Raw genomic sequence first — 25,698 nt, forward strand, 5'->3', positions numbered from 1 at the left:
GTCGCGGACGACACTGGCTGCACACCGACCAGGAGACGTCCGATGCCCGAGCCCCACCTGCGCGCCGCCGACACCGACCGCGCCGCCGTCGCCACCGTCCTCGGCCAGCACATGTCCGCGGGCCGGCTGACGGTCGACGAGTACGACGACCGGCTGGCACGGGCCTACGCGGCGAAGACGTATGGCGAGCTGGCCGAGCTGACCGCCGACCTCCCGGCCGCCCCGAAGCCCCGGGCCCCCGAGGCCGCCCGCCCGCAGGGCGCCGTCCCCGCCTGCACGCCCATGGCCAACCCCTGGGCCTGGCACGGCAGCGCCCAGTCCTCCTGGCGGTCCTGGCTGACCACCGCGCTCATCGTCGTGACCATCTGGGCGGCGACGTCACTGGCATCGTGGGAGTTCCACTACTTCTGGCCGATCTGGGTCATCGGTCCGTGGGGCGCGGTCCTGCTCGCGCAGACCCTCACGCGCGGCCGGCACGACCGGGAGCGGTACCGCCAGCTGGGCTGAGGCCCCGCGGCGCTCCGCGCGGGCCGGACCACCAGCGCGCCGGAGGCGGTCCACCTGCCAGGGACGCCGCTGCGCGGGGGGGTCCGCCAGGTGGCGCCGTAGAACTGGGGTGGGCAAGGGGGGAGTTGAACCCCCACGTCCTTTCGGACACACGGACCTGAACCGTGCGCGTCTGCCATTCCGCCACTTGCCCTGGCGAGCGCCGACATTAGCAGCCGGAGGCCGTGACCCGGCCGGGGGGTCGGTCGTTGCCCGGGTCACCAGAGGACGGCGCGGACGTGATTGCGGGGAGTCGCGGGTCACCGGCCGGTCGGTCGGGCACCGCCCGGCTACGATCACCGTTGGCACAGCGGGACGTCCGACCGAACGCAAAGGAGCGACTGTGGGTGTGCTGCAGCGCTTCGAGCGACGGCTCGAGGGCATGGTCGGCCTGGCCTTCGCCCGCATCTTCAAGGGCAAGGTGCACCCCGCCGAGATCGCGAAGGCACTCCAGCGCGAGGCAGACGAGCAGCGCTCCGTCCTCGGCGAGGGCCGCGTCCTGGCGCCCAACGTCTACGTCGTCACCCTCGGCCGCACCGACTTCGAGCACCTCGGCCAGTGGTCGGACCAGCTCGCCGGCGAGCTCGCGGACATGGTCAGCGAGCACATCGACGACGAGGGCTACCAGATCTTCGACAAGGTGACGGTGCGCCTCGAGCGCGACACCGACCTGCCCACGGGTGTCTTCGAGGTCAGCTCGCACGTCGCCGACCCGGCCCGCCCCGCGTCCCGCGACGACATGGCGGTGGCCGCTCCCCCGCGCGGTGCTCCGCCGGTCACCGGCCAGCACCCGCCGCTCCCCCCGCTGCCGCCCCTCCCCCCGCTGCGCGGCCGGGTCGCGACCGACACGGGGAAGCAGGGCCCGTCGATCGTCGGCCGGGCCGGCTCCCGACCGGGCGTGACCCACGTGCTCGTCGTCGACGGCCCGGGTACGCGCCACGAGCTCTCCACGGGGCGCAACGTCATCGGCCGTGGCACCGAGGCCGACATCCGGCTGCCGGACACCGGCGTCAGCCGCAAGCACGTCGACGTCGTCCTGGACGGCGGGACGGCGACGGTCGAGGACCTCGGCTCCACCAACGGCACGCTCGTCAACGGACGACGGGTCAGCCGGCAGGCCCTGGTCGACGGGGACGTCATCCGCATCGGCCACTCCGTGCTGGTCTACCGGCAGGATGGCTCGTGACCGAGCTTGCGAGGGCACGCAGGGACACAGCACGAGGGTTCTTGGGGCCGTGACCGCCGAGATCGTCCTCCAGGTCTTCCGCTTCGGCTTCCTGCTGCTGCTGTGGCTGTTCATCTTCGCGGCGTTCCGCGTGGTGCGCGCCGACCTGTTCGGCGGCCGGACCGGACGGGTCGCCTCGGTCCCGCCCCGGGCCGCCCCCGCCGGCAAGAAGCGCGGGCAGAAGGGCATGCGCACGCTGGTCGTCACCGCCGGCCCGCTGGCCGGCACGAAGATCACCCTGGGCGACCAGCCGATCCTGATCGGCCGGGCCGACGACTCCACGCTGGTGCTCACCGACGACTTCGCCAGCTCCCGCCACGCGCGGCTGACCAACCGCGGGGGTTCCTGGTACGTCGAGGACCTCGGCTCCACCAACGGGACCTACCTCGACCAGCAGCGCGTGCAGGGTCCGCTCCTGGTCAACCCGGGGCAGCCGATCCGCATCGGGCAGACTGCTCTGGAGCTGCGTACGTGAGGGAGCGTGCGGGCACGGCGATGAGCACAGGAGACGGGCGCCCGCGCCCCCCGAGCGCGAGCGAGGTGGACGGATGAGCCTCGTTCTCAGATATGCGGCCCGCTCGGACCGCGGCCTGATCCGCGGCAACAACCAGGACTCCGTCTACGCCGGCCCTCGCCTGCTCGCGGTGGCCGACGGCATGGGCGGCCACGCGGCCGGCGACGTGGCCAGCAAGGTCGTCATCGCCGCCCTGGAGCACCTGGACGACGACGCCCCTTCCGGCGACATGCTGCAGGCGATGCGCGAGGCGGTCTTCGAGGGCAGCGAGCACCTGCGCGAGGTGATCCGCGAGTCACCGCAGCTCGAGGGCATGGGGACGACGCTCACCGCGATCCTGTTCGCCGGTGGCCGGCTGGCGCTGTGCCACGTCGGCGACTCGCGCGCCTACCTCGTCCGCGACGGCCAGCTGTCGCAGATCACCCATGACGACACGTTCGTCCAGACGCTGATCGACGACGGCCGGATCACCGCCGAGGAGGCCAACAGCCACCCGCAGCGCTCGCTGCTGCTGCGGGCGCTCAACGGCCAGGAGGTCGAGCCGGACCTCTCCATGCGCGAGGCACGGGCCGGCGACCGGTACCTGCTGTGCTCCGACGGCCTCTCGGGCGTGGTGAGCGAGGAGACCCTCGCCGAGGCGCTGAAGGACCCCGACCCGCAGACCACGGCCGACCGGCTCATCGAGCTGGCGCTGCGCAGCGGCGGCCCCGACAACATCACGGTGATCGTCGCCGACGTCATCGAGGACACCGGGGGCGGCGGCCGCGTCGACCCGGTCGTCGACGGCGCGGCCGGTGACAACGTCGGCCAGCGGCAGGTCGACGCCCGCTCGGCCGCCGGCCGAGCCGCGCTCGCCGATCCGCCCGCACCTCCCCCGCCGACATCCACACCGCCGACGGGCGGTGGCCCCTCCGCCCGCCGCCGCCCGGTGCGACTACTCCTGGTGGCGGTGATCGCTCTCGTCGTGCTCGTGGCGGGGGCGGTCGGTACGTACGTCTGGGCCCTCGGACACTGGTTCGTGGGCGTCGACGGCACGGGCGACAGCGAGCAGGTGGCCATCTTCCGCGGCCTGGACGTCTCCGTGGTGGGCTTCGACTTCTTCGAGGTCGACGAGGACACCGGCCTGGCGCTCGCCGATCTCACGCCTGCGGCGCGCAACCGCGTCCGCGGCGGCATCTCGGCCACCGATTCCGACGACGCGAACCGGATCCTGGAGGCCCTGCGCGACCAGCGGCTGCCGGTCTGCTCCTCCGGCGGGGCGTCGTCGTCGAACGGCCCGTCGTCCCCTGCGGTCCCGTCGACCGCGCCGACGACGTCGGCGGTCCCGGGGGATCCTGGTGGCGTGCCGCCGACCACCGCGGAGACGACGACCTCGACCCGCACGACGGAAGCGCAGGAGCCGGGAACGGACTGCCGGGAGGCCGACTGATGTCCGGTCCGGCCACCGACCCCCGGGCCCAGGCGGCCGCCCCGCCCAAGCGGCGGGGCACGGAGGCCGCGCTGCTCGGCTTCGCCGTGCTCATCACCGTCGTCGCGCAGTGCATCGTCGACCTCACGATCACCGGCTCCCTGCGGCCGGAGATGGCCGCGTTCAGCGCCTGGATCACCGCCCTCTGGGTCGTGGCGCACTTCGTCGTCCGCAGGTGGGCTCCGTACGCCGACCCGCTCCTCCTGCCCTGCGTCGCCCTGCTGGTCGGCCTCGGGCTCACCGTCATCCACCGGCTGGACCTCGCCGCGGAGCAGCTCGACAGCACGATCACCCGGGAAGACGCGCCGGTCCAGCTGGTCTGGGCCACCCTCGGCGTGGCCCTGTTCGTCGCGTTCCTCGTGGTCGTGCGCGACCACCGCACGCTGTCCCGGTACGCGTACACGCTGGCGCTGGTCGGCATGGCTCTGCTCGCGCTGCCGGCCCTGCTGCCCTCCTCGATCTCCGAGGTCAACGGCGCCAAGATCTGGATCCGGGTCGCCGGCTTCTCCATCCAGCCCGGTGAGTTCGCCAAGATCTGCCTGGTCGTCTTCTTCGCCGCCTACCTGGTCGACAAGCGCGACGTCCTCGCCCTGGCCAGCCGCCGGGTGATGGGCCTGGAGCTCCCGCGCGGCCGCGACCTCGGCCCGGTGCTGCTGGCCTGGGTGCTGTCGATCCTCGTGCTCGTCTTCGAGCGCGACCTCGGCAGCTCGCTGCTGCTGTTCGGGATCTTCGTGGTGATGCTCTACATCGCCACCGAGCGCTCCAGCTGGCTGCTCATCGGCGTCGGGCTGTTCGCCGGCGGTGCCCTGATCGCCTACCAGATCTTCGGCCACGTCCAGCAGCGCGTGGACACCTGGCTCGACCCCTTCGCCTACCGGGACGGCGCCGGCTACCAGCTCGTGCAGTCGCTGTTCGGCCTGGGCACCGGCGGCCTCTTCGGCGCCGGGCTCGGCGGTGGCCGCCCCGACCAGGTGCCGGTGGCCAAGAGCGACTTCATCGCCTCGGCGATCGGCGAGGAGCTCGGCCTGTTCGGGCTCGTCGCGGTGATCATCGTCTACCTGGTGCTCGTCGAGCGCGGCCTGCGCACCTCGCTCATCGTGCGGGACGCGTTCGGCAAGCTGCTCGCCGCGGGCCTCGCGTTCGCCGTCGCGTGGCAGGTCTTCGTCGTCCTCGGCGGGGTCACCGGCCTGCTGCCGCTGACGGGTCTGACGACGCCGTTCCTCGCCTACGGCGGTTCGTCCCTGGTGGCCAACTTCGTGCTCGTGGCCCTTCTGGTCCGCATCAGCGACGCCGCGCGGCGCCCGGCCACCCCGCACGCGGCCCCGCAACGGCTCGGCGACGCGCCCACCGAGGTCGTGACCCAGTGAACGCCCCGCTGCGCCGCGTCGCGATCAGCATCCTCGTGCTCTTCACCCTGCTGATCATCAACGTCAACTACATCCAGGTCGTGCGCTCCGACGACTTGCGCGACGACACCAGCAACACCCGCGTGCTGGCCGCCGAGTACGACCGCGAGCGCGGCTCGATCATCGTCGGCGGTGAGCCGATCGCCCTCTCGGTCCCGACCGAGGGCCGCCTGAAGTACCTGCGCCAGTACCCGCAGGGAGGGCTGTACGCGGCCGTCACCGGGTACTACTCGCTGATCTACAACAACAGCGGCATCGAGCGCGTCGAGAACGACATCCTCTCGGGCAAGGACCCCCGCCTGGCACTCCGTCGCCTGGCGGACATGTTCACCGGCCGGGACCCCGCCGGCGGTGACGTCGTCCTCACGCTCGACCCTGCCGTGCAGGCCGCGGCCATGGCCGGCCTGGAGGGCGTCACCGGGGCCGTCGTCGCCCTCGACCCCAGCACCGGCGCGGTGCTCGGTCTGGCCAGCACGCCCACCTACGACCCCGGCCTCCTGTCCAGCCACGACCCGGACGCGATCCGCGAGTACGCCGCCGAGCTCGACGCCGCCGACCCCGACCCGCGCGCCAACCAGGCGACCCGCGAGATCTACGCGCCCGGCTCGGTCTTCAAGGTGATCGTGTCGGCCGCCGCGCTGGCCGAGGGCTACACGCCGGACACCGTGATCCCGGCGCCGACGGAGTTCCCGCTGCCCAACAGCTCCCGCGTCATCCCCAACTTCAACGGTTCGAGCTGCAGCAGCACCGGCGAGCAGTCGCTCCTCGACGCGCTCACCATCTCCTGCAACACCGCGTTCGCGATGCTCGGCATCGAGCTGGGCGAGGACAAGGTGCGGGCGATGGCCGAGGCGTTCGGACTGGACGGCGAGCGCCTCCAGATCCCCCTGACGGTCGAGGGCAGCACGGTCGGGGACATCGAGGACGACGCCGCGCTCGGCCAGACCTCGATCGGCCAGCGCGACGTGCGGGTGACCACGCTGCAGGCGGCGATGATCGCCGCAGCCGTGGCCAACGACGGCAGCCTCATGTCCCCGTACCTCGTCGACCAGCTGCGCGCCCCGGACCTCTCCGTCATCGACGAGACGACGCCGGAGGAGCTGAGCCGCCCGGTCTCGACGGAGATCGCGAACCAGCTGACCGAGATGATGCAGAGCGTGGTCGAGCGGGGCTCCGGCCGGGCCGCCCGGATCAGCGGCGTCGAGGTCGCCGGCAAGACCGGCACGGCCCAGACTCCGGACGCCCCCGACCACAACTGGTTCGTCGGTTTCGCCCCGGCCGACGACCCGACGATCGCCGTCGCGGTGTTCGTGAAGAACGGTGGCGGAACCGGCGGCGACGTCTCCGCGCCGATCGCCCGCGAGGTCATGGCCGCCCACCTCGCCGGTCAGGAGGACTGATGGCGCTCTCCGTCGGCAGCCTGCTGGCCGGCCGGTACGAGATCGTGGCCCCGATCGCGACGGGCGGCATGGGCGAGGTCTGGCAGGCCCGCGACCAGGTCCTGGACCGCATCGTGGCCGCCAAGGTCCTCAAGAGCGAGTACACCGGCGACCCGAACTTCCTCGCCCGGTTCCGCAACGAGGCCCGGCACACCGCCGCCCTGACCCACCAGAACATCGCGTCGGTCTACGACTACGGCGAGACCGTGGACGACACCGGCACGCAGAACCTGGCGTTCCTCGTCATGGAGTACGTCGAGGGCCAGCCGCTGGTGACGATCCTCCACGACGAGGGCGCCCTGCCCGTCGACTGGACGCTGCACGTGATCAGCCAGTCCGCCGACGGGCTGTCGGCCGCCCACAAGGGCGGTGTGGTCCACCGCGACATCAAGCCCGGCAACCTCATGGTCCGGCCCGACGGCGTGGTCAAGCTGACCGACTTCGGCATCGCCCAGGCCCGCGACGCCGCACCGCTCACCCGCACCGGCATGGTCGTCGGCACCGCCCAGTACCTCTCCCCGGAGCAGGCCCAGGGGATGGAGGTCGGCCCGCCGTCCGACGTCTACTCGCTGGGCGTGGTCGCCTTCGAGTGCCTCACCGGCGCGCGGCCATTCGACGGCGCCTCCCAGGTGGCCATCGCGCTGGCGCACATCAACCGGCCGCCGCCGCCGTTGCCGGCGCACGTCCCCCCGGCCGTGCGGCTGCTCGTCGAGCGGGCGCTGGCCAAGGACCCCGCCGACCGCTTCCCGGACGGTGGCGCCTTCGCCGAGGCGATCCGGCGGGTCGCCTCCGGCGGCACCCTCACGCCCGTCGTCGGCCCCGTCACCATGCCCACCCAGGTGGTCGCGGCCGGTGGGGACAACTCGCGCACGCAGGTCATCGCCGTCACCGGTGCCACCGCCGTGGCCGGTGCCGGGCTCGCCGGGCCCCCGACGGGGCCGGCCGGCCCGATGCCGCCCCTGCAGGCCCCTCCCGAGGACGACGACGGCTGGCTCGAGGAACCCGAGGAGCCACGCCGGGGACGACGCTGGGCATGGGTGGTCGCCGCGCTGGCGCTCGTCCTGCTGCTGGCCGCGGGCGCCTGGTGGGTCCTCGGCAGCGACGACCCCGGCGGCGGCGGTGACACCGCCAGCACGAACCCGACCGTGACGAGCGCGAGTTCTGCCGGGGTCGTCGTGGACCCGGCGGCGTTCATCGGCGAACCCGCCGACGACGTCGAGGCGGCGCTGACGGCCCAGGGCCTCGGCGTCGTCCGGGAGACGGCCAGCGAGGGCCAGCTCGAGGGCGCCGGGACGGAGCTGGACGCCGGGGACGTGGCTGACCTGGCGCCCACCGGCTCGGTGGCCCCGGGGACGGACATCACGCTCTACGTCGCCGAGGAGGCCTACGCGCCCGGGGGGACGGAGCCGACCGACGAAGCGGAACCGACCGAGACCAGCGCCAGTACGACGTCGACAGCGCCCACCACCACGAGGAGCATCCCGACGACCAGCAGCTCGTCGGCCTCGACGTCCACCACGACGGCCACGACCACGACCACCCTCCCGGCCGACCCCGGCGGGGACCCGCCGTGCGCTCCGCCGGAGGACTGCGACGGCGACGGACTGCCGGACGAGGACCCGAACGCTGGGGCAGCTGATCCGGGTGAGGCCGGGTGAGCCCGCTCCACCGCGTCGTCCCTGGATCGCCCCGCCCAGCGGATAGGCTCGCCGGCGGCAGCCAGCCCGCAGCGCCCCGCGCCCGGGGTGCTCGCCCGCTCGCCGAGGCCCTCGCCCGGACGACGCACCGCCCCGCCCGAGAGGACCTCTGATGACCACGCCGCAGGTGCTCGGGGAGCGCTACGAGATCGGCGGGGTCCTCGGGCGCGGCGGCATGGCCGAGGTGCACCGCGGCCGCGACCTGCGGCTCGGGCGCGAGGTCGCCGTCAAGGTGCTCCGGCACGACCTGGCCCGCGACCCCTCGTTCCAGGTCCGCTTCCGCCGCGAGGCCCAGGCCTCGGCCTCGCTGAACCACCCGGCGATCGTCGCCGTCTACGACACCGGTGAGGACCGCACGACGACCGGCGCCACCCCGTACATCGTCATGGAGTACGTCGAGGGCGAGACGCTGCGCGACGTCCTGCGGCGCGAGGGTCACCTGACCCCCGAGCGCGCGATGGCCCTGTCGGCCGACATCTGCGGGGCGCTGGACTTCAGCCACCGCAACGGCATCGTGCACCGCGACGTGAAGCCCGGGAACGTGATGATCACGCCCCAGGGCACCGTCAAGGTGATGGACTTCGGCATCGCCCGCGCCGTCTCCGACTCGGCCGCGACGATGACCTCGACCGCCGCCGTCATCGGCACCGCCCAGTACCTCTCGCCCGAGCAGGCCCGGGGCGAGGGCGTCGACGCCCGGTCCGACGTCTACTCGATGGGCTGCATGCTCTTCGAGCTCGTGACCGGTGCCCCCCCGTTCACCGGCGACTCCCCTGTCGCCGTTGCCTACCAGCACGTCCGCGAGGACCCGCGCCTGCCGTCGTCGATCAACCCGGCCATCCCGCCGGAGCTCGACGCCATCGTGCTCAAGGCGATGAGCAAGAACCCGGCCAACCGGTACCAGTCGGCCGCGGAGATGCGCAACGACCTCCTCCGGGCGCTCGCCGGGCAGCGGGTGGAGGCGACGCCGGTCATGGGCGACGCCGAGAAGACCACGATCCTCAGCGCCACGCCGGGCGTGCCCTACCGGGACGACGACTGGGACGACGCCGACGAGGCCGACCGCAGGCGCCGGCGGAAGATCATCGCGATCGTCGCCGTCGTCGTGGCCCTGCTCGTCGCCGGTGCCGTCGCGCTGGCGATCGCCATGAGCGGCGACGACGAGACCCCGCCGGCCGCCCAGGTCGCGGTCCCCGGTCTGGTCGACCTCACCGAGGCTGAGGCCCGGCAGCGGATCACCGACGCCGGCCTGGTCGTCGGCGAGGTCACGACGCGACCGGTCACCGACACCACGCAGGTGGGCACGGTCCTGGAGAGCGACCCCGCCGGCGGCGCGCAGGTCGAGGAGGGCACCGAGGTCAGCCTGGTCGTCGGCGCCGAGCCGGACGCCGTCGCCATCCCGGGCGTCGTCGGCCTGGACGTCGAGCAGGCCCAGAGCAATCTCGCGGCCGACGGGTTCAACCGCGTCACCATCGACCGGGTCGACTCAGCGGCACCCGAGGGCGAGGTCATCTCGGTCGACCCGGAAGAGGGCACCCAGGTGCCGGTGGACACCGCCATCACCCTCGAGGTCTCCGACGGCGACGTGGCCGTGCCCGACGTCCGGGGCGAGGACCAGGCGACGGCGACCCAGACCCTGCGGTCCGCGGGCTTCACGAACATCACCTCCGCCGAGGTGGACTCGCAGGAACCGGCGGGGACTGTGCTCGGCACCAGCCCGGCCGCGGGCACCCAGGCCACGGCGGACACCGCGATCACGCTCCAGATCTCCGGCGGCCCCGCCGAGCCCACGTCGGGCACCGTGCCGAACGTGCGCGGCCAGTCGGAGGCCGGGGCCCAGGCGCTCCTGGCGCAGGCGGGCTTCACCAACGTCGACTTCGTGGAGAGCGACGAGGTGGACCCGACCGTAGGCCCCGGCCAGGTGCAGGCCACCGATCCGGCGGGCGGCAGCACTCAGCCGTTCGACACCGAGATCACGGTCATCCTGAACCCGGGCGGCTAGCGGGCGCCTCAGGCCCCGTCCAGAGGCTCGCCGCGAGCTTGCGAGCGGTGAGGAGGACGGGGTCCTTTCTCAGGCCGTGGCTGCCGACAGCCGTCGTGCGGTGGCGCTGGCGCTCTCCACCACGTCCGGGTCGGGCGTCAGCCCGCAGACGGCGAGCCAGGTGGCCAGCATCCGGTGCCCGCCCTCGGTGAGCACCGACTCGGGGTGGAACTGCACGCCCTCGATGGGCAGCTCTCGGTGCCGCAGCGCCATGACGACGCCCGACGGGGTGGCGCCGGTGACCTCCAGCTCCGCCGGAACGGTGGCCGGGTCGACGGCCAGGGAGTGGTAGCGGGTCGCGGTGAAAGGCGACGGCAGCCCGGCGAGGACGCCGTCCCCGTCGTGGACCACCTGGCTGGTCTTGCCGTGCAGGAGCTCCGGGGCGCGCACCACGACGGCGCCGAACGCCTCGGCGATCGCCTGGTGGCCCAGGCAGACGCCGAAGACCGGCGTGCCGGTCTCGGCGGCGGCCCGCACCATCGGCACGGTCACGCCCGCGTCGGACGGCGTCCCGGGCCCGGGGGAGAGCAGCACCCCGGCGACGTCGAGGTCGGCGAGCTCGTCGACGCTGACGGCGTCGTTGCGCCGCACGATGCAGCGGACGCCGAGCTGGCCCAGGTACTGGACGAGGTTGTAGACGAAGCTGTCGAAGTTGTCGACGACCAGCACCGGTCGGTCGGGAGCGGTCATGGAAGTGCGTGCTCCCTCGTCGATGCTCAGCCTGCGGTCGCGTACTGCAGGTCCAGGGGGCCATCGTAGGCGGGCAGCGCGAGCGCCGGCCGCTCCCGCACCTCGAAGGTGAGCCCGTAGGCCTCCACCGCCTGCTGGAACACCGCCACCTGCGGCGACGCCGCGAGCTGGGCGCGCACGGTGGAGGCGTCGGCCACGGCGACGACGACGAACGGCGGCGAGTACGTGCGGCCCTGCAGCAGCAGGGTGTTGCCCACGCACCGGACGGCGCTGGTGGCGATGAGCCGCTGGTCCATGACCGTCACGCCTTCGGCGCCGGCGGCCCAGACCGCGTTCACGACCGCCTGGACGTCGGACTGGTGGATGACCAGGTCGTCGGCCCGGGCACCGCCGGGCAGGGTGCCGTCGGGGCGGGCAGGGGCGTCGTCCAGGGTGATCTCCACGCCCGGGCCGCTGACGGGCACGAGGGCGGCGGCCAGCGCACCCGCCTCACCGGCACTCCGGGCGGCCGCGACGGCGCCGTCGCGGCTGGCGGCCCCCTCGGTCAGCCGGTCCACCTCGCGCTGCAGGTCGGCCAGCTGGTCGCTCTGCCGGGCGATCACGGTGTTGCGCTGCTCGATGAGCTCCGAGAGCTGGGTGACCTCGCCGGCGCGCAGATCGGTGCCCTGCGCCGTCCGGCCGGACGTTGCGAACAGTAGGCCGGCCGCCAGGGCCACCACGGGCACGAGCGCGGTCCAGCCGGAAGGACGGCGGCCGCGGAACCGGGCCGGGACGACCGCGGAGGGGAGCAGGCTGCGGGCCACAGGTTCCTCCTCGCGCGTCGTCGGGACCGGATGCGGGGCGTACCGCACGTGGCAACGGCACCGTCGTCCCCCAGCAGCTTAGGCTGGGAGGCAGTTCCGGCCGGAGGACACGACCCGGCCGCCGGAAGGGAGTTCCACGGTGCCCAAGTCCAAGGTCCGCAAGAAGTCGGCGTACACGCCCCCCGAGGGGGTGCTGCAGGGCCGGTCGGCCCAGGCGCGCGTCGCCCAGCCCAGCCCGCGCTGGTACGCGCCGCTCATGGTGGCGCTGATGCTGGTCGGCCTGCTGTGGATCGTCGTCTACTACGTGGCCGGCGACCGGATCCCCTTCATGGTGTCGCTCGGCGCCTGGAACTTCGCGATCGGGTTCGGCGCCATGGTCGCCGGCCTGGTCATGTCGATGCGCTGGCGCTGAACTCGCCCCCAGCCGCTCGCAGTATCCGAGGCCCTCACCCCGAACCGGGGTGGGGGCCTCGTCCGTTCCGCGGTCCACCCCCGTCCGGTGGCTGTGCACAGACGGACGCTTCATCCACAGGTCGACATGGCGCTCCGCCCCCAGGGTTGTCCACCGTGTGTGGAGAGACGGAACGGACCCGATCCTCGTTGACCTGCGCGAACGTCGTCCGTGAGACGCATGTGACAGGACGACCACGCCAGTAACTACACCCGTGTGAGTCTGTCCCCAGCTGTGTACCCAGCTGTGGATGTATCGACTTGGCGGTTCCTCCGAGGAGCCGACCGCGCCGTGGTGTCGACCCCCTCGTACCCGTCCCGACCTGCGACTACACGGCGGACGACCGCTCCGGGTGGCCGTCCGGCGACGGACCGGTCGGTCACGGGTACTCGGGGGGCGGTGCCCGCGCTGGCACCCTGGGTGCGTGCAGTGGTCCCCCCGTACCGGCGAGACGGTGGCCCTGGTGACCGTCGGCGCCGGCCTCGCGCTGTCCCTCCTCGTCCTCGACTCCGCCGGCCGGGTGCTGGTCGGGCTCGGAGCGCTGCTCGTGCTCGTCCTCGCGGCTCGCGACCTGGTGGCCCGCCCACGGCTGGCCGCCGGTCCCGACGGCGTGGACGTGCGCACGCTCACCGGCGGCCGCCATCTCCCCTGGCCGGGACTGCGCGTCGACGTCCGGGAGACCCGGCGGTTCGGCGTCCGCGGCCGGACCCTCGAGCTGGACACCGTCGGCGGGCCGGACGATCCCGGTGTCCTCGTCGTCCTCGGGCGGCGCGACCTCGGCACCGACCCGGCGGAGGTGGCCCGCGCCCTGCGGGCGCTGGACCCCACCACCCGGCCCTAGATGCCGAGGACGACGACCGTCGGCACGGTGAGGGCGAGGACCAGCAGGACGACGGCGAGCGCGGCGAGCCCGGCGATCTGCAGCGGCGGCCGGCGCCGCGTGAGCACGAGGATCCCCGCGGTCAGCAGCCCGGCGACGAGGCCGCCGAGGTGGCCGAGCAACGAGACGCCCGGCAGGAAGCTGATGAACACGTTCAGCACGATCAGCGTCAGCAGCCCGCGCAGGTCCTGGCGGTTGAACAGCATCAGGACGACGAGACCGCCGAGCAGACCGTAGATGGCCGTGGAGGCGCCCGCGACAGGGACGCGGGGGTCACCGAACAGCTGGATGGCGGCCGCCCCGCCCAGGGCCGACAGCAGGTAGAGGGCGAGGAAGCGCACCCGGCCCAGCTGCCGCTCGAGCTCCGACCCGAAGATCAGCAGGCCCAGCATGTTCATCACGAGGTGGATCGGCCCGATGTGCAGGAACGCCGCGGTGAAGACCCGCCACCACTCACCGAAGAGGTTCACGCCGAAGGGCCACTGCGACAGCTGGTCGAACACCGGGGAGTCGTAGTTCTCCAGCGGGACGTTGCCGACGGACGCGGCGGAGACGGCCGAGACCAGGAACATCGCGACGTTCGCCGCGATCAGGGAGAGGGTGACGACACCCCACCGGCGCCCCGCCACCTGCAGGCCGGTCGTGCGCCGGGGAGCGCGCACCGTGGCCTGCCCCTCCCGGACGCACTCCGGGCACTGGAACCCGACCGAGGCCGGGATCATGCACTCCGGGCAGATCGCCCGGTTGCACCGCGCGCAGGCGATGCCGGTGGGCCGGTCGGGGTGCCGGTAGCAGCAGATGGACCCCGTCCCCCCCACCCCCCGCTCGCTCGGGGCGGGCCCCTGGACGGGGCCGTCGTCTGCGTTCTGCGTCAGCTGCGCTGCACCTCGACGGACTCGATGACGACGTCGTCGACCGGCTTGTCGCCACGGGCGGTGGGCACCTTGGCGATGCGGTCCACCACGTCCCGGCTGGCCTGGTCGGCCACCTCACCGAAGATCGTGTGCTTGCGGTTCAGGTGGGGGGTCGGGCCGACGGTGATGAAGAACTGGGAGCCGTTGGTCCCGGGGCCGGCGTTGGCCATGGCGAGCAGGTACGGGCGGTCGAAGGACAGCTCGGGGTGGAACTCGTCGCCGAACTGGTAGCCGGGGCCACCGAAGCCCTGACCGAGCGGGTCGCCGCCCTGGATCATGAAGCCGTCGATGATGCGGTGGAAGATCGTGCCGTCGTAGAGCTTGTCGGTGGTCTTCTGCCGGGTCTCGGGGTGGGTCCACTCACGGGCACCCTCGGCCAGGTCGGCGAAGTTGGCGACGGTCTTCGGAGCGTGGTCCGGGAACAGGTCGACGGTGATGTCGCCGTGGTTGGTGTGCAGGACCGCGCGGCGGGCGGGAGTCGATTCAGTCACGCCTCCACTCTGCCACCGATCGGCGGGGCACGACCGACCGGTTCCGTGCGGAGGCGCCGACGGCCCTGGCTCCCTCACCCGAACCTCATCGAGCCCTCATCGAACGGGTGCGCCCGTACGCGACGCTCTCCATACGGACGACCGCGATCGGCGAAGGGAACCGTCATGTCGACCTCCGCACTTCCCCGGGGCCTGCCTTCCCCGTCGCGGCGGAAGCACCGGGCGCGCCGCGTGGCGGCGGGCGTGGCGGGGTGCGGGCTCGCGGCGTGGGTCATCGTCGCGGTCACGTCGGACGGCAACAGCCTCGACGTCCTGGGAGCGGCCAACATCTTCGGCGCCGGGCTCGATACCCCGCCACAACCCGGCGGCGGAGGGGCCGGCGTCGAACCGCCCATGTGGGAGATCCCCGACGGCACCGACCGGGTGCTCACGTTCCCCGAGGTCACCGGACGCGTGAACCCGATCACGAGCCAGCCGAACTTCGTCGGCCCCGAGGGGGACGGCGGCGAGTTCGGCACGACCGACGTGCAGTCGTTCGGGGGCATCTCCGGCATCGTGCACGAGGAAGCGGGGATCTTCGTGGTCGGCGTCCTCCTCACCGATGCCCCGCCCGAGGACCCGGCGCCGGAGCGGCTGGACGTCACCGACCAGGCAACGGCCGGATCCATCGAGCCGGAGATCGGCCAGACCTTCCTCATCGGCGACGGGACCGACCTGCGCGTGCAGGTCCCGGACGAGGCCACCCGGCTCTTCGTGGGGTACGCCGACGGCTACTACTACAAGGGCCAGCCGGGCTGGTACGACAACAACTCGGGGCGGGTCCAGGTGACGGTGGAGCTGGCCGACCGGTAGCCGGCGGGAGCCCGCCGGACTCCCGGAGCTGGCCCCGGGGCCGGGACGTACGAACCTTGTACGTCCCGGTTCCGAGGGCCATCCTCCGGGAGTGGGCACGGCCACGCGGTCCCGCATCGCGCCGCTGCTGGGACGCGAGCACGACATCGCACTCCTCGTCGACTCCGCCGGAGCCGGCGGGATCGTGCACGTCCACGGCCTTGCCGGCATGGGCAAGTCCGCACTCCTGGACACCTTCGCCGACCGCACGAGGGCCGCCGGCAGGCACGTCGTGTCCCTGGACTGCCGGACCGTCGAGCCGACCGAACGCGGGTTCCTGCGCGCAGCAGGGGGGTTCGACGACGTCGCCGCCTTCGCTGCGCATCTCGGCGCGCTGGCGCAGCCCGTCGTCCTGGTCCTCGACCAGTACGAGCACTTCCTGCTGCTGGACACCTGGTTGCGCCGGGCGGTCGTGCCCGCCCTGCCGCCCCGCGCCGCCCTGGTGCTCGGCTGCCGGGAGCGGCCGGTACCGGGCTGGTTCGGGGTGCCCGGCTTCCGGACCCTCGCGCTGGCGCCGTTGTCCGAGGCGGATTCCGGCCTGCTGCTGGCCGACCGGGGTGTCCCGCCCTCCGAGGCGGCGCGGCTCAACCGCATCGCTCGTGGCCACCCGCTGGCTCTCGTCCTCGCCTCGGCGGGGGCCGCGGAGAACCCGCAGCTCGCCCTGGAGGACGCGGCGACGTCCCGCGTCGTCGAGGAGCTGACGCGGCTGTACTTCGAGGACATCGACGATCCGCTGACCCGGCAGTCGCTCGAGGCGGCGTCCGTCGTGCGCCGGGTCACCGAGTCGCTCCTCGACGCGGTGCTGGACGGCAACGGCGCCGCAGCCGTGCACCGGCTGCTCTCCCTGCCGTTCGTGGTGGCGGGTCGGGACGGGACCGTCGTGCACGAGGCCGTCCGCGATGCGGTGGCCGGACACCTCCGGAGCACGAGCCCGGTGCGCTACCGGGAGTACCGGCGCGCGGCCTGGCGGCGGCTCCGCGACGAGATGCGTGCGGCCGCTCCCGCCGAGCTCTGGCGCTACACGGCCGACATCCTCTACCTGCTGGACAACCCCGTGGCCCGTGAGGCCTTCTTCCCGAGCGACGCGCAGCAGTTCGCCGTCGAACCGGCCGACCGCTCCGACGAGCGGGCCGTCCACGAGGTCGCCGAACGGCACGACGGACCGGACGCGGCGCGGCTGCTCCGGCAGTGGTGGACCGCGGCCCCCTCGGCGTTCAACGTCTCCCGGGGCCGGGACGGCCGGCTCGCCGGGTTCTTCCTGCTGCTCGACGACGCCCGGATCCGGCACCCGTCCGTGGGGAACGACCCCGTCGTCCAGTCCTGGGCCCGGCAGCTCGACAGCCACCCGACGGCCCGCGGCGAGGTCGTGCTGGGTCTGCGTCGATGGCTGGACCGCGATCGCGGTGAGGCGCCCGGAGCCACCCAGGCGGCCTGCTGGCTGGACGTGAAACGGACGTACATGGCGCTGCGGCCGGCTCTGCGCCGGATGTTCGTCGTCGTGCGTGACGTGCCGTCGTACTGGCCGGTGGTCCGCGAGCTCGGCTTCCGGCCGATCAGTTCGGCGCCGGTCGTGCTCGACGGCGCCGGCTACACGACCGTGATGCTGGACTTCGGCCCGGGCTCGGTCGACGGCTGGCTGGTCGACGTCCTCGCGGCCGAACTCGGGGTCGCCGAGGAGCCGGCGCTCGATGCCGACGCCCACGAACTGGTCGTCGGCGGGCAGCCGGTCGCACTCACACCGCTGGAGTTCGGGCTGTTCCGCCACCTCCACGACCACGAGGGCCAGACCGTGTCCCGCGCCGAGCTGCTGCGGGACGTGTGGGCGACGGAGTACATCGGTGGGAGCAACGTCGTGGACGCCGTCGTGCGCACGCTGCGGACGAAGCTCGGCTCCGGAGGGTCTGCGGTGGAGGCCATCCGTGGGCGCGGCTACCGCCTGCGCGAGGACTGGCGCTCGCGCCTGGACTAGGTGCCCTCCGCCGCGGACGGTCAGCTGCGCACAGCCGGCCGTGCTCCACGTGGAACATCTGCCCCGCGATTGCCGCTACCGTGCCCGCCATGCCGGCTGACGAGCCGCTCGGCGAGCGCGGCTTCCTCGCCGTCGCCCCGCCGTCCTCTGCAGCGGACAAGCTGTTCGCCGGCGACCGGGACGACTTCGGCTTCGTCATGAACACCTCGCACGCCTGGGCTCACCAGCCCAGGGACCATGACGCGCTCGCGGCTCTCTGGACGCGGGCCGCCACCCGCGCCGGGCTCACGTTCCGTCAGCGCGGGATCCTGGTGGCCGCCTCGGCCGGCGCGCTGGGCGACCCGCACTGCTCGCTGGCATGGGGGACGCGCCTGGCCGGTGAGGTCGACGACGAGACCGCCGCCGCGGTGCTCCGGGGGGACGACGCGGGGCTCGACGCCACCGACCGGGCGCTGGCGCGCTGGGCCCGCGCTCTGGCGCGTGATCCGAACACCACGCAGCCCGCCGACGTCCAGGCGCTGCGGGACGCCGGCTTCGACGAGGCGCAGATCGCCGCGCTCACGCTGTACGTCGCGCTGCGGATCGCCTTCTCCACCGTGAACGACGCCCTCGGCGCCCGGCCGAACCGGGAGCTGGTCGAGGCGGCGCCGCCCGCCGTCCGGGATGCGGTCGGCTACGGCCGTCCGCCGGCCGATGGGGAGTCGGCCCCCTAGATGGTCACGGCCGGCCCGTCAGCCACGCGTGCAGGCCGGCGTCCTGCTGCCGGAGCGTGTCCAGGGCGTTCCGCAGGATCATGCGGACGGGCAGGCACTCGCCGCCCATGTAGTACCGGGGCAGACCCATCGGCTGGAAGTGGAAGCCGGACGCGGTCATGTGCTCGAGCAGCCACTGCTCGAGCACCGCCACCCAGGCAGTGACGCCATCGTCAAGCGACAGCTGCAGCGCCGCCCGGTAGAGGTGCAGCCCGACGTCGGTGCCGCGGTGCGCCGCGGTGACCGCCAAGGTGCCCACCTCGGCGTACCGCTCGCCGGTGAGGATGCCGTGCGCCCCCGGGAACGGCGGGAAGTGAGCCACGGCGGGCACCGCACGGGGCCCCTCCGCCATCAGCCGCAGCACGCCGGCCGGCTCGCCGTCCCGCTCGGCGAGCAGCCAGCGCGACTGCCCGTCGAGGTGGGCGTACTCCTCGACGACCCGGGCCTCGCTGGCGGGCGTGAACCCCTCGGCCACGAAGACGTCGTGCTCGAGGGCGCGGGCGGTCCGCAGGTCGTCGGGGTCGGTGGCCAGGCGCACCTGGACGGCGGTCACCACGGCTGGCTCTGATAGGTCGCTGCGACCAGTGCCGAGACCGGGCGTCCCGTGCAGCGGCCACCGCGCAGGACGCTCCGCACGGGACCGAAGACCTCGGGCCGGTACTCCCGCATGGATCCGAGGCTGGCGTGGATGAGGTCCTCGACCTCGGCCTCGCTGGCGCCGTGGTGCTCCACGAACAGGCCACGGCGCCTGCCCTCGGGCTCCTGGATCCAGCCGATGCCGGCCCACGCCTCCTGGCCCACGGTGGTGGCGGTCTGCTCGGCGAGGACGACGTAGAGCCGGTCCCCCCACTCGGTACCGGTGAGGTCGGGCTGCTTCTGCACCACGTCGGCCCCGGGCGGGATGACGGAGGACAGCGGGAGGAGGTTGACGTCGCCGATGCCGGCCTCGTAGAGCGCCGCGTCGAACGCGGCGAGCTGCGTGTCGGCGACACCGACCCCGGTCGAGATCCGGATCTCGATGAGCGGCATGACTGTTCTCCCCCGTGCTGTGTGGTGACCTCCTCGTCGTCGAGCAAGTCGGGCTGGTCTCGTTCGTCCGACTGTCACACGGGGACGCGACGCGACCAAGCAGGACGCCCCCCTTCTGGGGAGCACGACGCGGGTGTTGTGGGCACCGTCACCGGAAGGGCAGCGGGCGTGCAGGATGTGGGTGGAGACGAGGGGAATCGAACCCCTAACCCCCGCCTTGCAAAATCGACCGAGGGGTGGTTTGGCGCGGTGGGCTGTGACTGGAAACCCCACTTGACCAGCACTTTTGCCAAGGGTCGCTCGCGGCTGTGGTTGGCTGATTCTGGCCGTTTTGCGGACCATCTGCGGACTGTGTGCGGACTGGGGCCACCGCAGCAGTCGTCTCGGACACTGCCCGGACGACGGCAACCGCGCCCCACACCCGCAGGAGCCTCTCCGACTGCGCCGGCCGCCGGAAGGGCGCTGCGCGTCCCTTCGGGATGGGCCTTCGGCCCACCCTTCCCCCGGCGCTGCGCCGTCGGAGTAGGGCGGGATATGGGAGGCGGGGTAGACCCTCGGGCTAACCACCCACGCCTTGATCTGCGAGGTCAGGTCCGGCGTCACCGATCAGGTGTCGTGGGTAGCGGGTCTCGAACCAGGACCGGTACAGCTGGTCGACGCCCTCCGGCTCGTCAGCCGAGAGAGCCCTGCAGCCAACTGAATGCGCTAACGACCTGCGCCATGCCGCTCAGCGCTTCGGTGCCCCCAGTCTTGTTGATCGAGTAGACGGTCAAACCGGCCAAGGTCATGAAGCCGCCGACGACCACCGTCAGGGCTACGACGTTCTTGCTGGTGATCACACGCTCACGCGTGACTTCAGAGGAAACAGACTGCATGGCGAACTCCACAAGGGTGTGGCCGCGCCCCGGATCGCAGCACCTCATGGACAGCAAGCGTCTGCTTGGTTGAACAACCCCGGGGCTGACTCATATGCAGCCCGTGAGACCCAACATTTAGGCCTACCGGGATGTACGTCCGGGGACGCACACCACGGCTAGGCGTGGGGTCGTTCGGGAGTGAGGGTAAGGCAGTCTCACCGTCACGGCAAGCAACCGTTACTTTGCGTTGCCTAGCTACGCGGAGGCTTCCTCTCGGCGTAACCGCGCCTCGCGGTGGAAATTCACTGGGCTGTTGTCGAGCACCCGGTTGACGATCGTAGGGAAGAAGACCTCTGGGGAGAGGTTCGGCGGTACGGCGTCGCGACGTAGCCCGACATGCGGGAGGTCCCGGAGCCGTTGATCCAGCTCATCTTCGGGCAGCGGGAGCGGCAGCGGCTCCTCCTCGGCGGAGGCGCTGGTCTGTACACCAGCTGAGACAAGAGGGTCTTCGTCGTCCTCGTCGCCGCCCGGCGGGGACGGCAATTCGTCCGACCAGTCAGGGATGACGAGGCAGACGGCGTCGTAAGCGTCGTCCTCGCGGCCGAGCTTGCCGAGAAGGTCGATGATCCAGGCGGCAATGTCGGCGAACTGCGGCGTCAGCGCGGTCGAGCGCAGGCTGTAGAGAAACCCAAGTGCCGCTTGCGGGTGCCGACTGCGCAGGTTCTTGGCGTCGCCGTAGCTCTCTTCGACACGGTTGGCAGCGTTCTTGCCGAACGACGAGTCCATCCGCTTGGTCGAGATCATGATCTCGGGACCGGTGTTCCAGGCGGACATGACGACGTCGACCTGCTTGACGTAGTTCTTGCCGAGGATGTTCGCGTTCGCGCCGGTCTCGTTACTGTACGTCTTACCGGACTGCAGCATGGCATCGAGCACGCGCAGCTGTTCACGAGTTGCTTCCCGCCGTAGCGCCACCAGAGTCGACGGCAGGATGCGTGGTGGATTTGCCCGGGGCCACACCAGATCGGGCTCGAAGCCGGCTCGGCGCAGCTCGTAGGCAGTCCAGACGTCAAGGGCTAACGCCGGCACACCGGACTGCGAGGCCGCTTGCAGCAGTAGCGGCACGCCCAGCAGCTGCTGGAGAACGTCGTAGTCGGGGTTGTAGCAGAGGGGACCCTCTTCGGACTCGCGGTTCCATGGGTTGCTGTAGTCCTGCAGCTCCCCGCCGATCGCCCGCTCAACGATCCGGTCGAACAGGGTCCAAGCCTCGGACTTGAGACTGCGTTCAGCAGCCATCAGAGACGCCGCAGCCTGTTGCTGTTGGCTCTCCGGCTGACTGTGTCCCCGTCACCGCGATGAACATGCGACGCACCACCTCTTGCGACGCGTCGGGCCGTCAGCTCCTCGTGTCCTTGGCGGAGGGCCTTCACCTCAGCCTCTGGTAGCCCGAGTTCACCAACGAGCAGCACCTCATCGACCGCGCGGGCCGCCGACACGACTTGACCGCTGGCCAGGAGGCGGACCAACTGCGGCCGAAGTCTCCGTAGGGCCGTCTCGGCGGCTTTGGTCAGGGCGGGCGACGGCACGGGCAACAGGTCAGCTTCCTTGGGTTCCAGCTTGAGCATCCCGCCGCCGTAGGCGCGGCCAACCATCTCTGCGCCGAGCAGCGTCATGGAGTTCAAGGACGCCACCGGCAGCAGATCGCTGCCCAGCGCTCGGTGCTCCGGCTTCAGATAAACGCCGTGCACCGAGTTGAGATGGTGCGCCCGGGCCTTGTTGGCAGACAGCCGCGGCGTATCGGCGTTCATGTACGTCAGCAGCAGATCAGCCGGCTTCACCAGCGGCGTCCGCCACCACGGTTTTCTCACCTGGCACTTGTAGGCCTGATCAACCTCTCGCGCCTCGCCCTCTGCGATGTACGCCCACGCAGCCGCAGACGGCTCGCCAGCCGGTCGGAACAACCAGACTGCTGCGCCGGCGTCTCCCAACTCAGTGAGTGCAGCGCTGGTGAGGCTGAGGCCCCGCAGGTGTCGCGAGCCAGGGGGTGACAACCGCAGCAGGTCTGACTTGGACAGGCCAAGCTGAGCGGCGCGCGCTGGGCTCAAGGTGAAGTACTTGTTGTTGCCCGTGACCATGCCGAGCGTCGTGTCGCCCCAGGTCTCCAGCAGCGTGAAGGACTCAGTCGCCAGCAGCCCGGAATAGGCGCCGAGAGTCTCGCTGGTCAGCAGGCTGGCAGTCCACTTGCCGGCGGGCGGGATCGGCCGCCACAGCCGTGGCGTCGTCGTGTTCGCCAGGTCGTCGGCGTTCCTCGCCTGGAACAGCCGGAAGTGGTCGGTGGGGCCGTCGGCGTAACCATCAGCCAGAACCAGGACGACCTCTTCTAGTACCCCGGGAAAGACACGCTCGTCGAAGGCGACGAGGTCGACCTGCTCGAAATTCTGCAGCAGGAAGGTGCGCACCCCGGCCGCGTAGTTGACCGTCAAGAGTTCGGCCGGCAGCACCAAGCCGAGACGACCGCCGGGCTTCAAGAACTGTGCCGCATGCACCGTGAAGGCCGCCCAGGAGGACGCCAGGCCAGTCAGGGAGACGCCGCCGCGGAGCGCCGCGGCGCGGGATCGTGCCCGGCTCTCGCCGGAAAAGTCCTGGTAGCGGACGTAAGGCGGATTTCCGATCACCGCGTCGTACTGCCGCCCCGGATTGATCCCGAAGAAGTCTCCGACGGTGACGGTTGCCTCCACGCCAGCTGCTGTCAGCAGTTCCCGTGCTGCTTGGGCTGAGTCCTCGTGCAGTTCGACGCCGTCGAGGTGGGGGAGCAACGTCTGTCCGGTGCTGGTGGCCTCCAGAGCGGCCAGGCGATCGACCGCGGCGAGGAGGAACGCCGCCTCGCCGCACGAGGGTTCGAGCACACGGTCGTCGACGGAACGGACCGCCCAGTCAGTGATGTAGCGCGCGAGCGGTTCCGGGGTAAAGAAGGCGCCCCGCGCCTTCCGAAGGGCCGCCGTATCAAGATCTGCAGAGGCCGACCGGAGTACCACGGGGTGCAGTCTGACCCATGGGGGTCACAGAACTGGCGACCGGGAGGAAACCCGAGGTCAGCGAGTGGCGGACAACATCACCGGCGACGAGCGTCGAGCATCAGGCCTGAAGGGAAGGCGAAACGGACGCCGGCCGGGCCGCGGCGCAGGACGCTCTCGCCGGCGGCGGTTCCGGCTGGCGTCTGCCCCAGAAACTTCCAAGGCATCTCGCCCTCATGGCCGCCGACTGCCACTTCAGCCTGGGCCGGCAGGAGGCCTGACCCGAGCAGCGACTAGCTCAGCTGCCGCGGCCCTGCGGCAGCATTCAGGGCCCGCTCGACGACCGGCAGAGCGAGGGCCGTCCCACCCTGGTAACCGCGTTCGGGACGATGAACGGCGTGACGAACATCCGTCTGGCCGTTGGCGCAGAGCTTCGCCTCATGTTCGACGAAGTGACAGCGGAGCCTGGGCCAGGCGCCCACCGTCTCGCGCTGCGCTACAAAGCCACCCCGGTGGGCCTTCCCGTGGGGTCGGTTGCGCTGATCTCCGGAGCGCTACGGCTCCAGCACTCGATGGGCTGGATCGGGGTGCTGCAATCCGATCAGCCGCTGCCAGTCAGCGCCGCAGCGTCCTACCCGCGCTCGGTGGTGCTCACCACGACAATTAACGACCAGCAACTGGCCGGCGTTGAGGCCGACCGCGATGGAGGCGACCTGGAACTGCTCGTCGACCTGAACGTCGCCCTCGTCGGCGCCGCGACTCTGGACTACCCGGCCGCCGACGCGCAGGACTGGATCCGCGTCCGCGGCCCAATCTGGGCCAGCCATGCCGAGCGCCTCGGCGCCCTAGTCACCGTGCCACTACTGGTGCCGCTGCCTCTCGGCGATCCGAACAGCCTGCGCGCACAGGCCGGCCGCCGGCTGCAAGCAGCGCTACGGGCGCTGACGGACGGCCGCGCCGAGGACGCAGTGCGCGACGCGCGGCTGGCTCTCGACCTATACGACCAGCTCGACCCACCAGTTGCGTACGACGAACCGAGGACGGCACGGCAACGCGACCTGGCGCAACGATTCGCCGCGCTGCGCGCCGCGGTGCACTCCCTTGCCAGCGGTGCCCACCACGCCGACGCCATCACCGCCGACTTTCGCTACGACCGTCGCGACGCCTCCGCGGTCGTTGCCTGTGTCGCCGCCCTGTTACAACGGCACCCTTCTGCGTGAGCGGTCGCTAGCGGATAGATGGTCCGAGGCGACCGCCGGTTCCCCAGGACGTACCGATATGGGGGCTGGTTCCGATCTCCCGGTCCCGCACCATCGCTCGTCGCACGGGTCCCAAAATCGCGCAGCTGCCACCCCCACCTCGCAGGAGCCTCTCCGACTGCGCCGGCCGCCGGAAGGGCGCTGCGCATCCCTGCGGGATGGTCCTTCGGCCCACCCTTCCCAGCCCTGCACAGTCGGAGGGAGATGGTCATGGGGAAGCAGAGTGGACTCCGCTACCGGGACTTTCCACTCCCCTTCGAGGACTTTGGTTGTTGTAGGCGCAAGGGCGGAAGCTTGCTAGGAGTAGCGGGCTTCCGCGCGCTCGACGATGTGACCGCAAAGCGTCCCGAGGCCGAGGAACGCGACGCCTGGCCTGACGACGTAGGGGTGTACACCCGACCTGCGGTGGCGTTCTCGTTCATCTATGCCTGCCTCACGGGTTGAGGGTGCTGGTGTAGTAGTGCTTGCGTTTGACCCACTTGAAACCCTCGTGCCGCGTGACCGCGGCGACTTCAACCGGTCCTCCTACCGTCGGGTGACCAGGTTCGAAGCGGACGAACTTGATCGTGGTCTCCACCAGCCACTCGGCTAGCTGTATGGCCTCGACGGGGGGCATGGAGTCGTAGATAAACGGTCGGGCCACTTGGGCCTTTATCGCTTGGGTGTAAGGGTCCACCAGATTCGCCGGCACGCCGAGGTTGCTGAGGGCCTGTGGCAAGTCCTGGCTCACGCCGTCGAGAAGACGAGCGATAGCCTCAGGTTGGCCCCACTGGAAGATGCCGATCTCTCCAGCAGAAAGCTCCGCTCCAGTGCTGCACGTGCCGGCATCAATGTTCAACTCGGTGAGGGCCGGCCGGTCGTCGTCGGCTCCGTAACCAGCCACGAGCAACCCCATGGGAGCGGAGGGCTGGCTCGCGTCAAGCCGCTCCGCGAAGAACTCCTTAACCCGATCCACCACTTCGGTCATTGAGTAGGCAGCCTCGTCGAGCTGCCAGTCCGCGTGAGCTGAGGACTGACCACTGAGCCTTTGGCGGAGATCTTTCACATGCGACGAGATGCTCCGGCCTTGGATGGTGCCTCGTCCCCACGTCATCGCGGCCAAGGGAAGCCCCTTGCGGAGGTTGAAGATCTTGTCCGCGCTGTTCCAGATGTGGATCGGCTCGGCGTGGCCGTCGGGAAAGTTCGCTTGAAGCGTGGTCGCGCTATCGCTAGCGACGACGAGCCCGTCGCCGACGACTACGGCCACTGTGATCGTCAAGAGTCTCCCCGGATCCTCTGTGAAGCGAAGAGTTGCACATCCGTCAACCCCTCGGGCTGAAACCGCGAGCCATGTCGATCACGTTGTGGTCACGCGACCGACCA

Annotated in this window: 24 protein-coding genes and 1 tRNA gene; 14 read left to right on the forward strand and 11 right to left on the reverse strand. The window is 71.5% G+C overall.

The features are described from left to right. The first annotated feature begins 42 nt into the window (after positions 1-42). The gene (locus E4P40_RS02225) at positions 43-507 is read left to right on the forward strand and encodes a DUF1707 domain-containing protein (protein WP_135157028.1); all 465 of its coding nucleotides are present in this window, start codon (positions 43-45) and stop codon (positions 505-507) included. A gap of 110 nt (positions 508-617) precedes the next feature. On the opposite strand, the gene E4P40_RS02230 is transcribed toward E4P40_RS02225, so the two are convergent. Further along, a tRNA-Leu gene (locus tag E4P40_RS02230) sits at positions 618-700 on the reverse strand. A 189-nt stretch (positions 701-889) separates the two neighbouring features. On the opposite strand from E4P40_RS02230, the gene E4P40_RS02235 reads away from it, so the two are divergent. The 7 genes from E4P40_RS02235 to pknB all read left to right on the forward strand — a co-directional run bounded on the left by E4P40_RS02235 (position 890) and on the right by pknB (position 10,297). Continuing rightward, positions 890-1,732 carry a DUF3662 and FHA domain-containing protein gene (locus tag E4P40_RS02235; RefSeq protein ID WP_135157030.1) on the forward strand — a complete coding sequence of 281 codons (843 nt, stop codon included), beginning with the start codon at positions 890-892 and terminating at the stop codon, positions 1,730-1,732. A 49-nt stretch (positions 1,733-1,781) separates the two neighbouring features. Next, positions 1,782-2,246 (forward strand): FHA domain-containing protein, encoded by a 465-nt coding sequence (locus E4P40_RS02240; protein WP_135157032.1) that lies wholly within the window; start codon positions 1,782-1,784, stop codon positions 2,244-2,246. A gap of 73 nt (positions 2,247-2,319) precedes the next feature. Continuing rightward, the gene (locus E4P40_RS02245) at positions 2,320-3,714 is read left to right on the forward strand and encodes a PP2C family serine/threonine-protein phosphatase (protein ID WP_135157034.1); all 1,395 of its coding nucleotides are present in this window, start codon (positions 2,320-2,322) and stop codon (positions 3,712-3,714) included. Further along, entirely contained in the window at positions 3,714-5,120 is a 1,407-nt protein-coding gene (locus E4P40_RS02250) for an FtsW/RodA/SpoVE family cell cycle protein (RefSeq protein WP_135157036.1), read from the forward strand. The genes E4P40_RS02245 and E4P40_RS02250 overlap by 1 nt, the downstream gene beginning before the upstream one ends. Continuing rightward, positions 5,117-6,559, forward strand: a complete 1,443-nt coding sequence (locus E4P40_RS02255; protein ID WP_135157038.1) for a penicillin-binding transpeptidase domain-containing protein — start codon at positions 5,117-5,119, stop codon at positions 6,557-6,559. Before E4P40_RS02250 ends, E4P40_RS02255 begins: the two co-directional genes overlap by 4 nt. After that, positions 6,559-8,256 carry a serine/threonine-protein kinase gene (locus tag E4P40_RS02260; protein ID WP_135157040.1) on the forward strand — a complete coding sequence of 566 codons (1,698 nt, stop codon included), beginning with the start codon at positions 6,559-6,561 and terminating at the stop codon, positions 8,254-8,256. Before E4P40_RS02255 ends, E4P40_RS02260 begins: the two co-directional genes overlap by 1 nt. A 151-nt stretch (positions 8,257-8,407) precedes the next feature. Continuing rightward, positions 8,408-10,297 (forward strand): Stk1 family PASTA domain-containing Ser/Thr kinase, encoded by a 1,890-nt coding sequence (gene pknB / locus E4P40_RS02265; protein WP_135157042.1) that lies wholly within the window; start codon positions 8,408-8,410, stop codon positions 10,295-10,297. Between the two features lie 69 nt (positions 10,298-10,366). Here pknB and E4P40_RS02270 read toward each other — a convergent pair whose 3' ends face one another. Beyond that, complete coding sequence (locus E4P40_RS02270) at positions 10,367-11,026, reverse strand: aminodeoxychorismate/anthranilate synthase component II (protein WP_135157044.1); 660 nt, start codon at positions 11,024-11,026, stop codon at positions 10,367-10,369. Positions 11,027-11,052: 26 nt separating this feature from the next. Continuing rightward, on the reverse strand, positions 11,053-11,829 hold the full coding sequence (locus tag E4P40_RS02275; protein ID WP_245160097.1) for a DUF881 domain-containing protein: 777 nt from the start codon (positions 11,827-11,829) through the stop codon (positions 11,053-11,055). Between the two features lie 139 nt (positions 11,830-11,968). On the opposite strand from E4P40_RS02275, the gene crgA reads away from it, so the two are divergent. Both crgA and E4P40_RS02285 read left to right on the forward strand, forming a co-directional pair. Then, positions 11,969-12,241: a cell division protein CrgA gene (crgA, locus tag E4P40_RS02280; RefSeq protein ID WP_135157046.1), complete on the forward strand. Its 273-nt coding sequence runs from the start codon at positions 11,969-11,971 to the stop codon at positions 12,239-12,241. A gap of 463 nt (positions 12,242-12,704) precedes the next feature. Then, entirely contained in the window at positions 12,705-13,121 is a 417-nt protein-coding gene (locus E4P40_RS02285) for a PH domain-containing protein (RefSeq protein ID WP_135157048.1), read from the forward strand. Here E4P40_RS02285 and E4P40_RS02290 read toward each other — a convergent pair. Together E4P40_RS02290 and E4P40_RS02295 are read right to left on the reverse strand one after the other, a co-directional pair. Next, a complete protein-coding gene (locus tag E4P40_RS02290; protein ID WP_245160098.1) occupies positions 13,118-13,978 on the reverse strand; it encodes a rhomboid family intramembrane serine protease in 861 nt (286 codons plus the stop codon). The two genes, E4P40_RS02285 and E4P40_RS02290, sit on opposite strands and share 4 nt — an antisense overlap. A 53-nt stretch (positions 13,979-14,031) precedes the next feature. Continuing rightward, positions 14,032-14,565, reverse strand: a complete 534-nt coding sequence (locus E4P40_RS02295; RefSeq protein WP_135157050.1) for a peptidylprolyl isomerase — start codon at positions 14,563-14,565, stop codon at positions 14,032-14,034. Positions 14,566-14,730: 165 nt separating this feature from the next. Between E4P40_RS02295 and E4P40_RS02300 the strand changes: the two genes are divergently transcribed. The 3 genes from E4P40_RS02300 to E4P40_RS02310 all read left to right on the forward strand — a co-directional run bounded on the left by E4P40_RS02300 (position 14,731) and on the right by E4P40_RS02310 (position 18,138). Then, complete coding sequence (locus E4P40_RS02300; protein WP_135157052.1) at positions 14,731-15,417, forward strand: hypothetical protein; 687 nt, start codon at positions 14,731-14,733, stop codon at positions 15,415-15,417. 91 nt (positions 15,418-15,508) lie between these two features. Next, on the forward strand, positions 15,509-17,425 hold the full coding sequence (locus E4P40_RS02305; protein ID WP_135157054.1) for a winged helix-turn-helix domain-containing protein: 1,917 nt from the start codon (positions 15,509-15,511) through the stop codon (positions 17,423-17,425). Between the two features lie 89 nt (positions 17,426-17,514). Next, a complete protein-coding gene (locus E4P40_RS02310; protein WP_135157061.1) occupies positions 17,515-18,138 on the forward strand; it encodes a hypothetical protein in 624 nt (207 codons plus the stop codon). A 4-nt stretch (positions 18,139-18,142) separates the two neighbouring features. Here E4P40_RS02310 and E4P40_RS02315 read toward each other — a convergent pair whose 3' ends face one another. From E4P40_RS02315 to E4P40_RS02335, 5 genes are all read right to left on the reverse strand, one after another. Next, complete coding sequence (locus E4P40_RS02315; RefSeq protein WP_167762082.1) at positions 18,143-18,730, reverse strand: GNAT family N-acetyltransferase; 588 nt, start codon at positions 18,728-18,730, stop codon at positions 18,143-18,145. Beyond that, positions 18,727-19,206 carry a pyruvoyl-dependent arginine decarboxylase gene (locus E4P40_RS27870; RefSeq protein ID WP_167762083.1) on the reverse strand — a complete coding sequence of 160 codons (480 nt, stop codon included), beginning with the start codon at positions 19,204-19,206 and terminating at the stop codon, positions 18,727-18,729. Before E4P40_RS27870 ends, E4P40_RS02315 begins: the two co-directional genes overlap by 4 nt. 671 nt (positions 19,207-19,877) lie before the next feature. Then, the gene (locus E4P40_RS02325) at positions 19,878-20,081 is read right to left on the reverse strand and encodes a hypothetical protein (RefSeq protein WP_135157067.1); all 204 of its coding nucleotides are present in this window, start codon (positions 20,079-20,081) and stop codon (positions 19,878-19,880) included. Positions 20,082-20,318: 237 nt separating this feature from the next. After that, entirely contained in the window at positions 20,319-21,359 is a 1,041-nt protein-coding gene (locus tag E4P40_RS02330; protein WP_135157069.1) for a hypothetical protein, read from the reverse strand. Further along, entirely contained in the window at positions 21,359-23,098 is a 1,740-nt protein-coding gene (locus E4P40_RS02335) for an N-6 DNA methylase (RefSeq protein WP_135157077.1), read from the reverse strand. Before E4P40_RS02335 ends, E4P40_RS02330 begins: the two co-directional genes overlap by 1 nt. A 377-nt stretch (positions 23,099-23,475) precedes the next feature. On the opposite strand from E4P40_RS02335, the gene E4P40_RS02340 reads away from it, so the two are divergent. Then, on the forward strand, positions 23,476-24,297 hold the full coding sequence (locus E4P40_RS02340) for a hypothetical protein (RefSeq protein WP_135157079.1): 822 nt from the start codon (positions 23,476-23,478) through the stop codon (positions 24,295-24,297). A gap of 472 nt (positions 24,298-24,769) precedes the next feature. Here E4P40_RS02340 and E4P40_RS02345 read toward each other — a convergent pair whose 3' ends face one another. Further along, complete coding sequence (locus E4P40_RS02345) at positions 24,770-25,594, reverse strand: hypothetical protein (protein ID WP_135157081.1); 825 nt, start codon at positions 25,592-25,594, stop codon at positions 24,770-24,772. Positions 25,595-25,698 lie beyond the last annotated feature (104 nt).

The organism is Blastococcus sp. CT_GayMR20 (genome assembly GCF_004570345.1).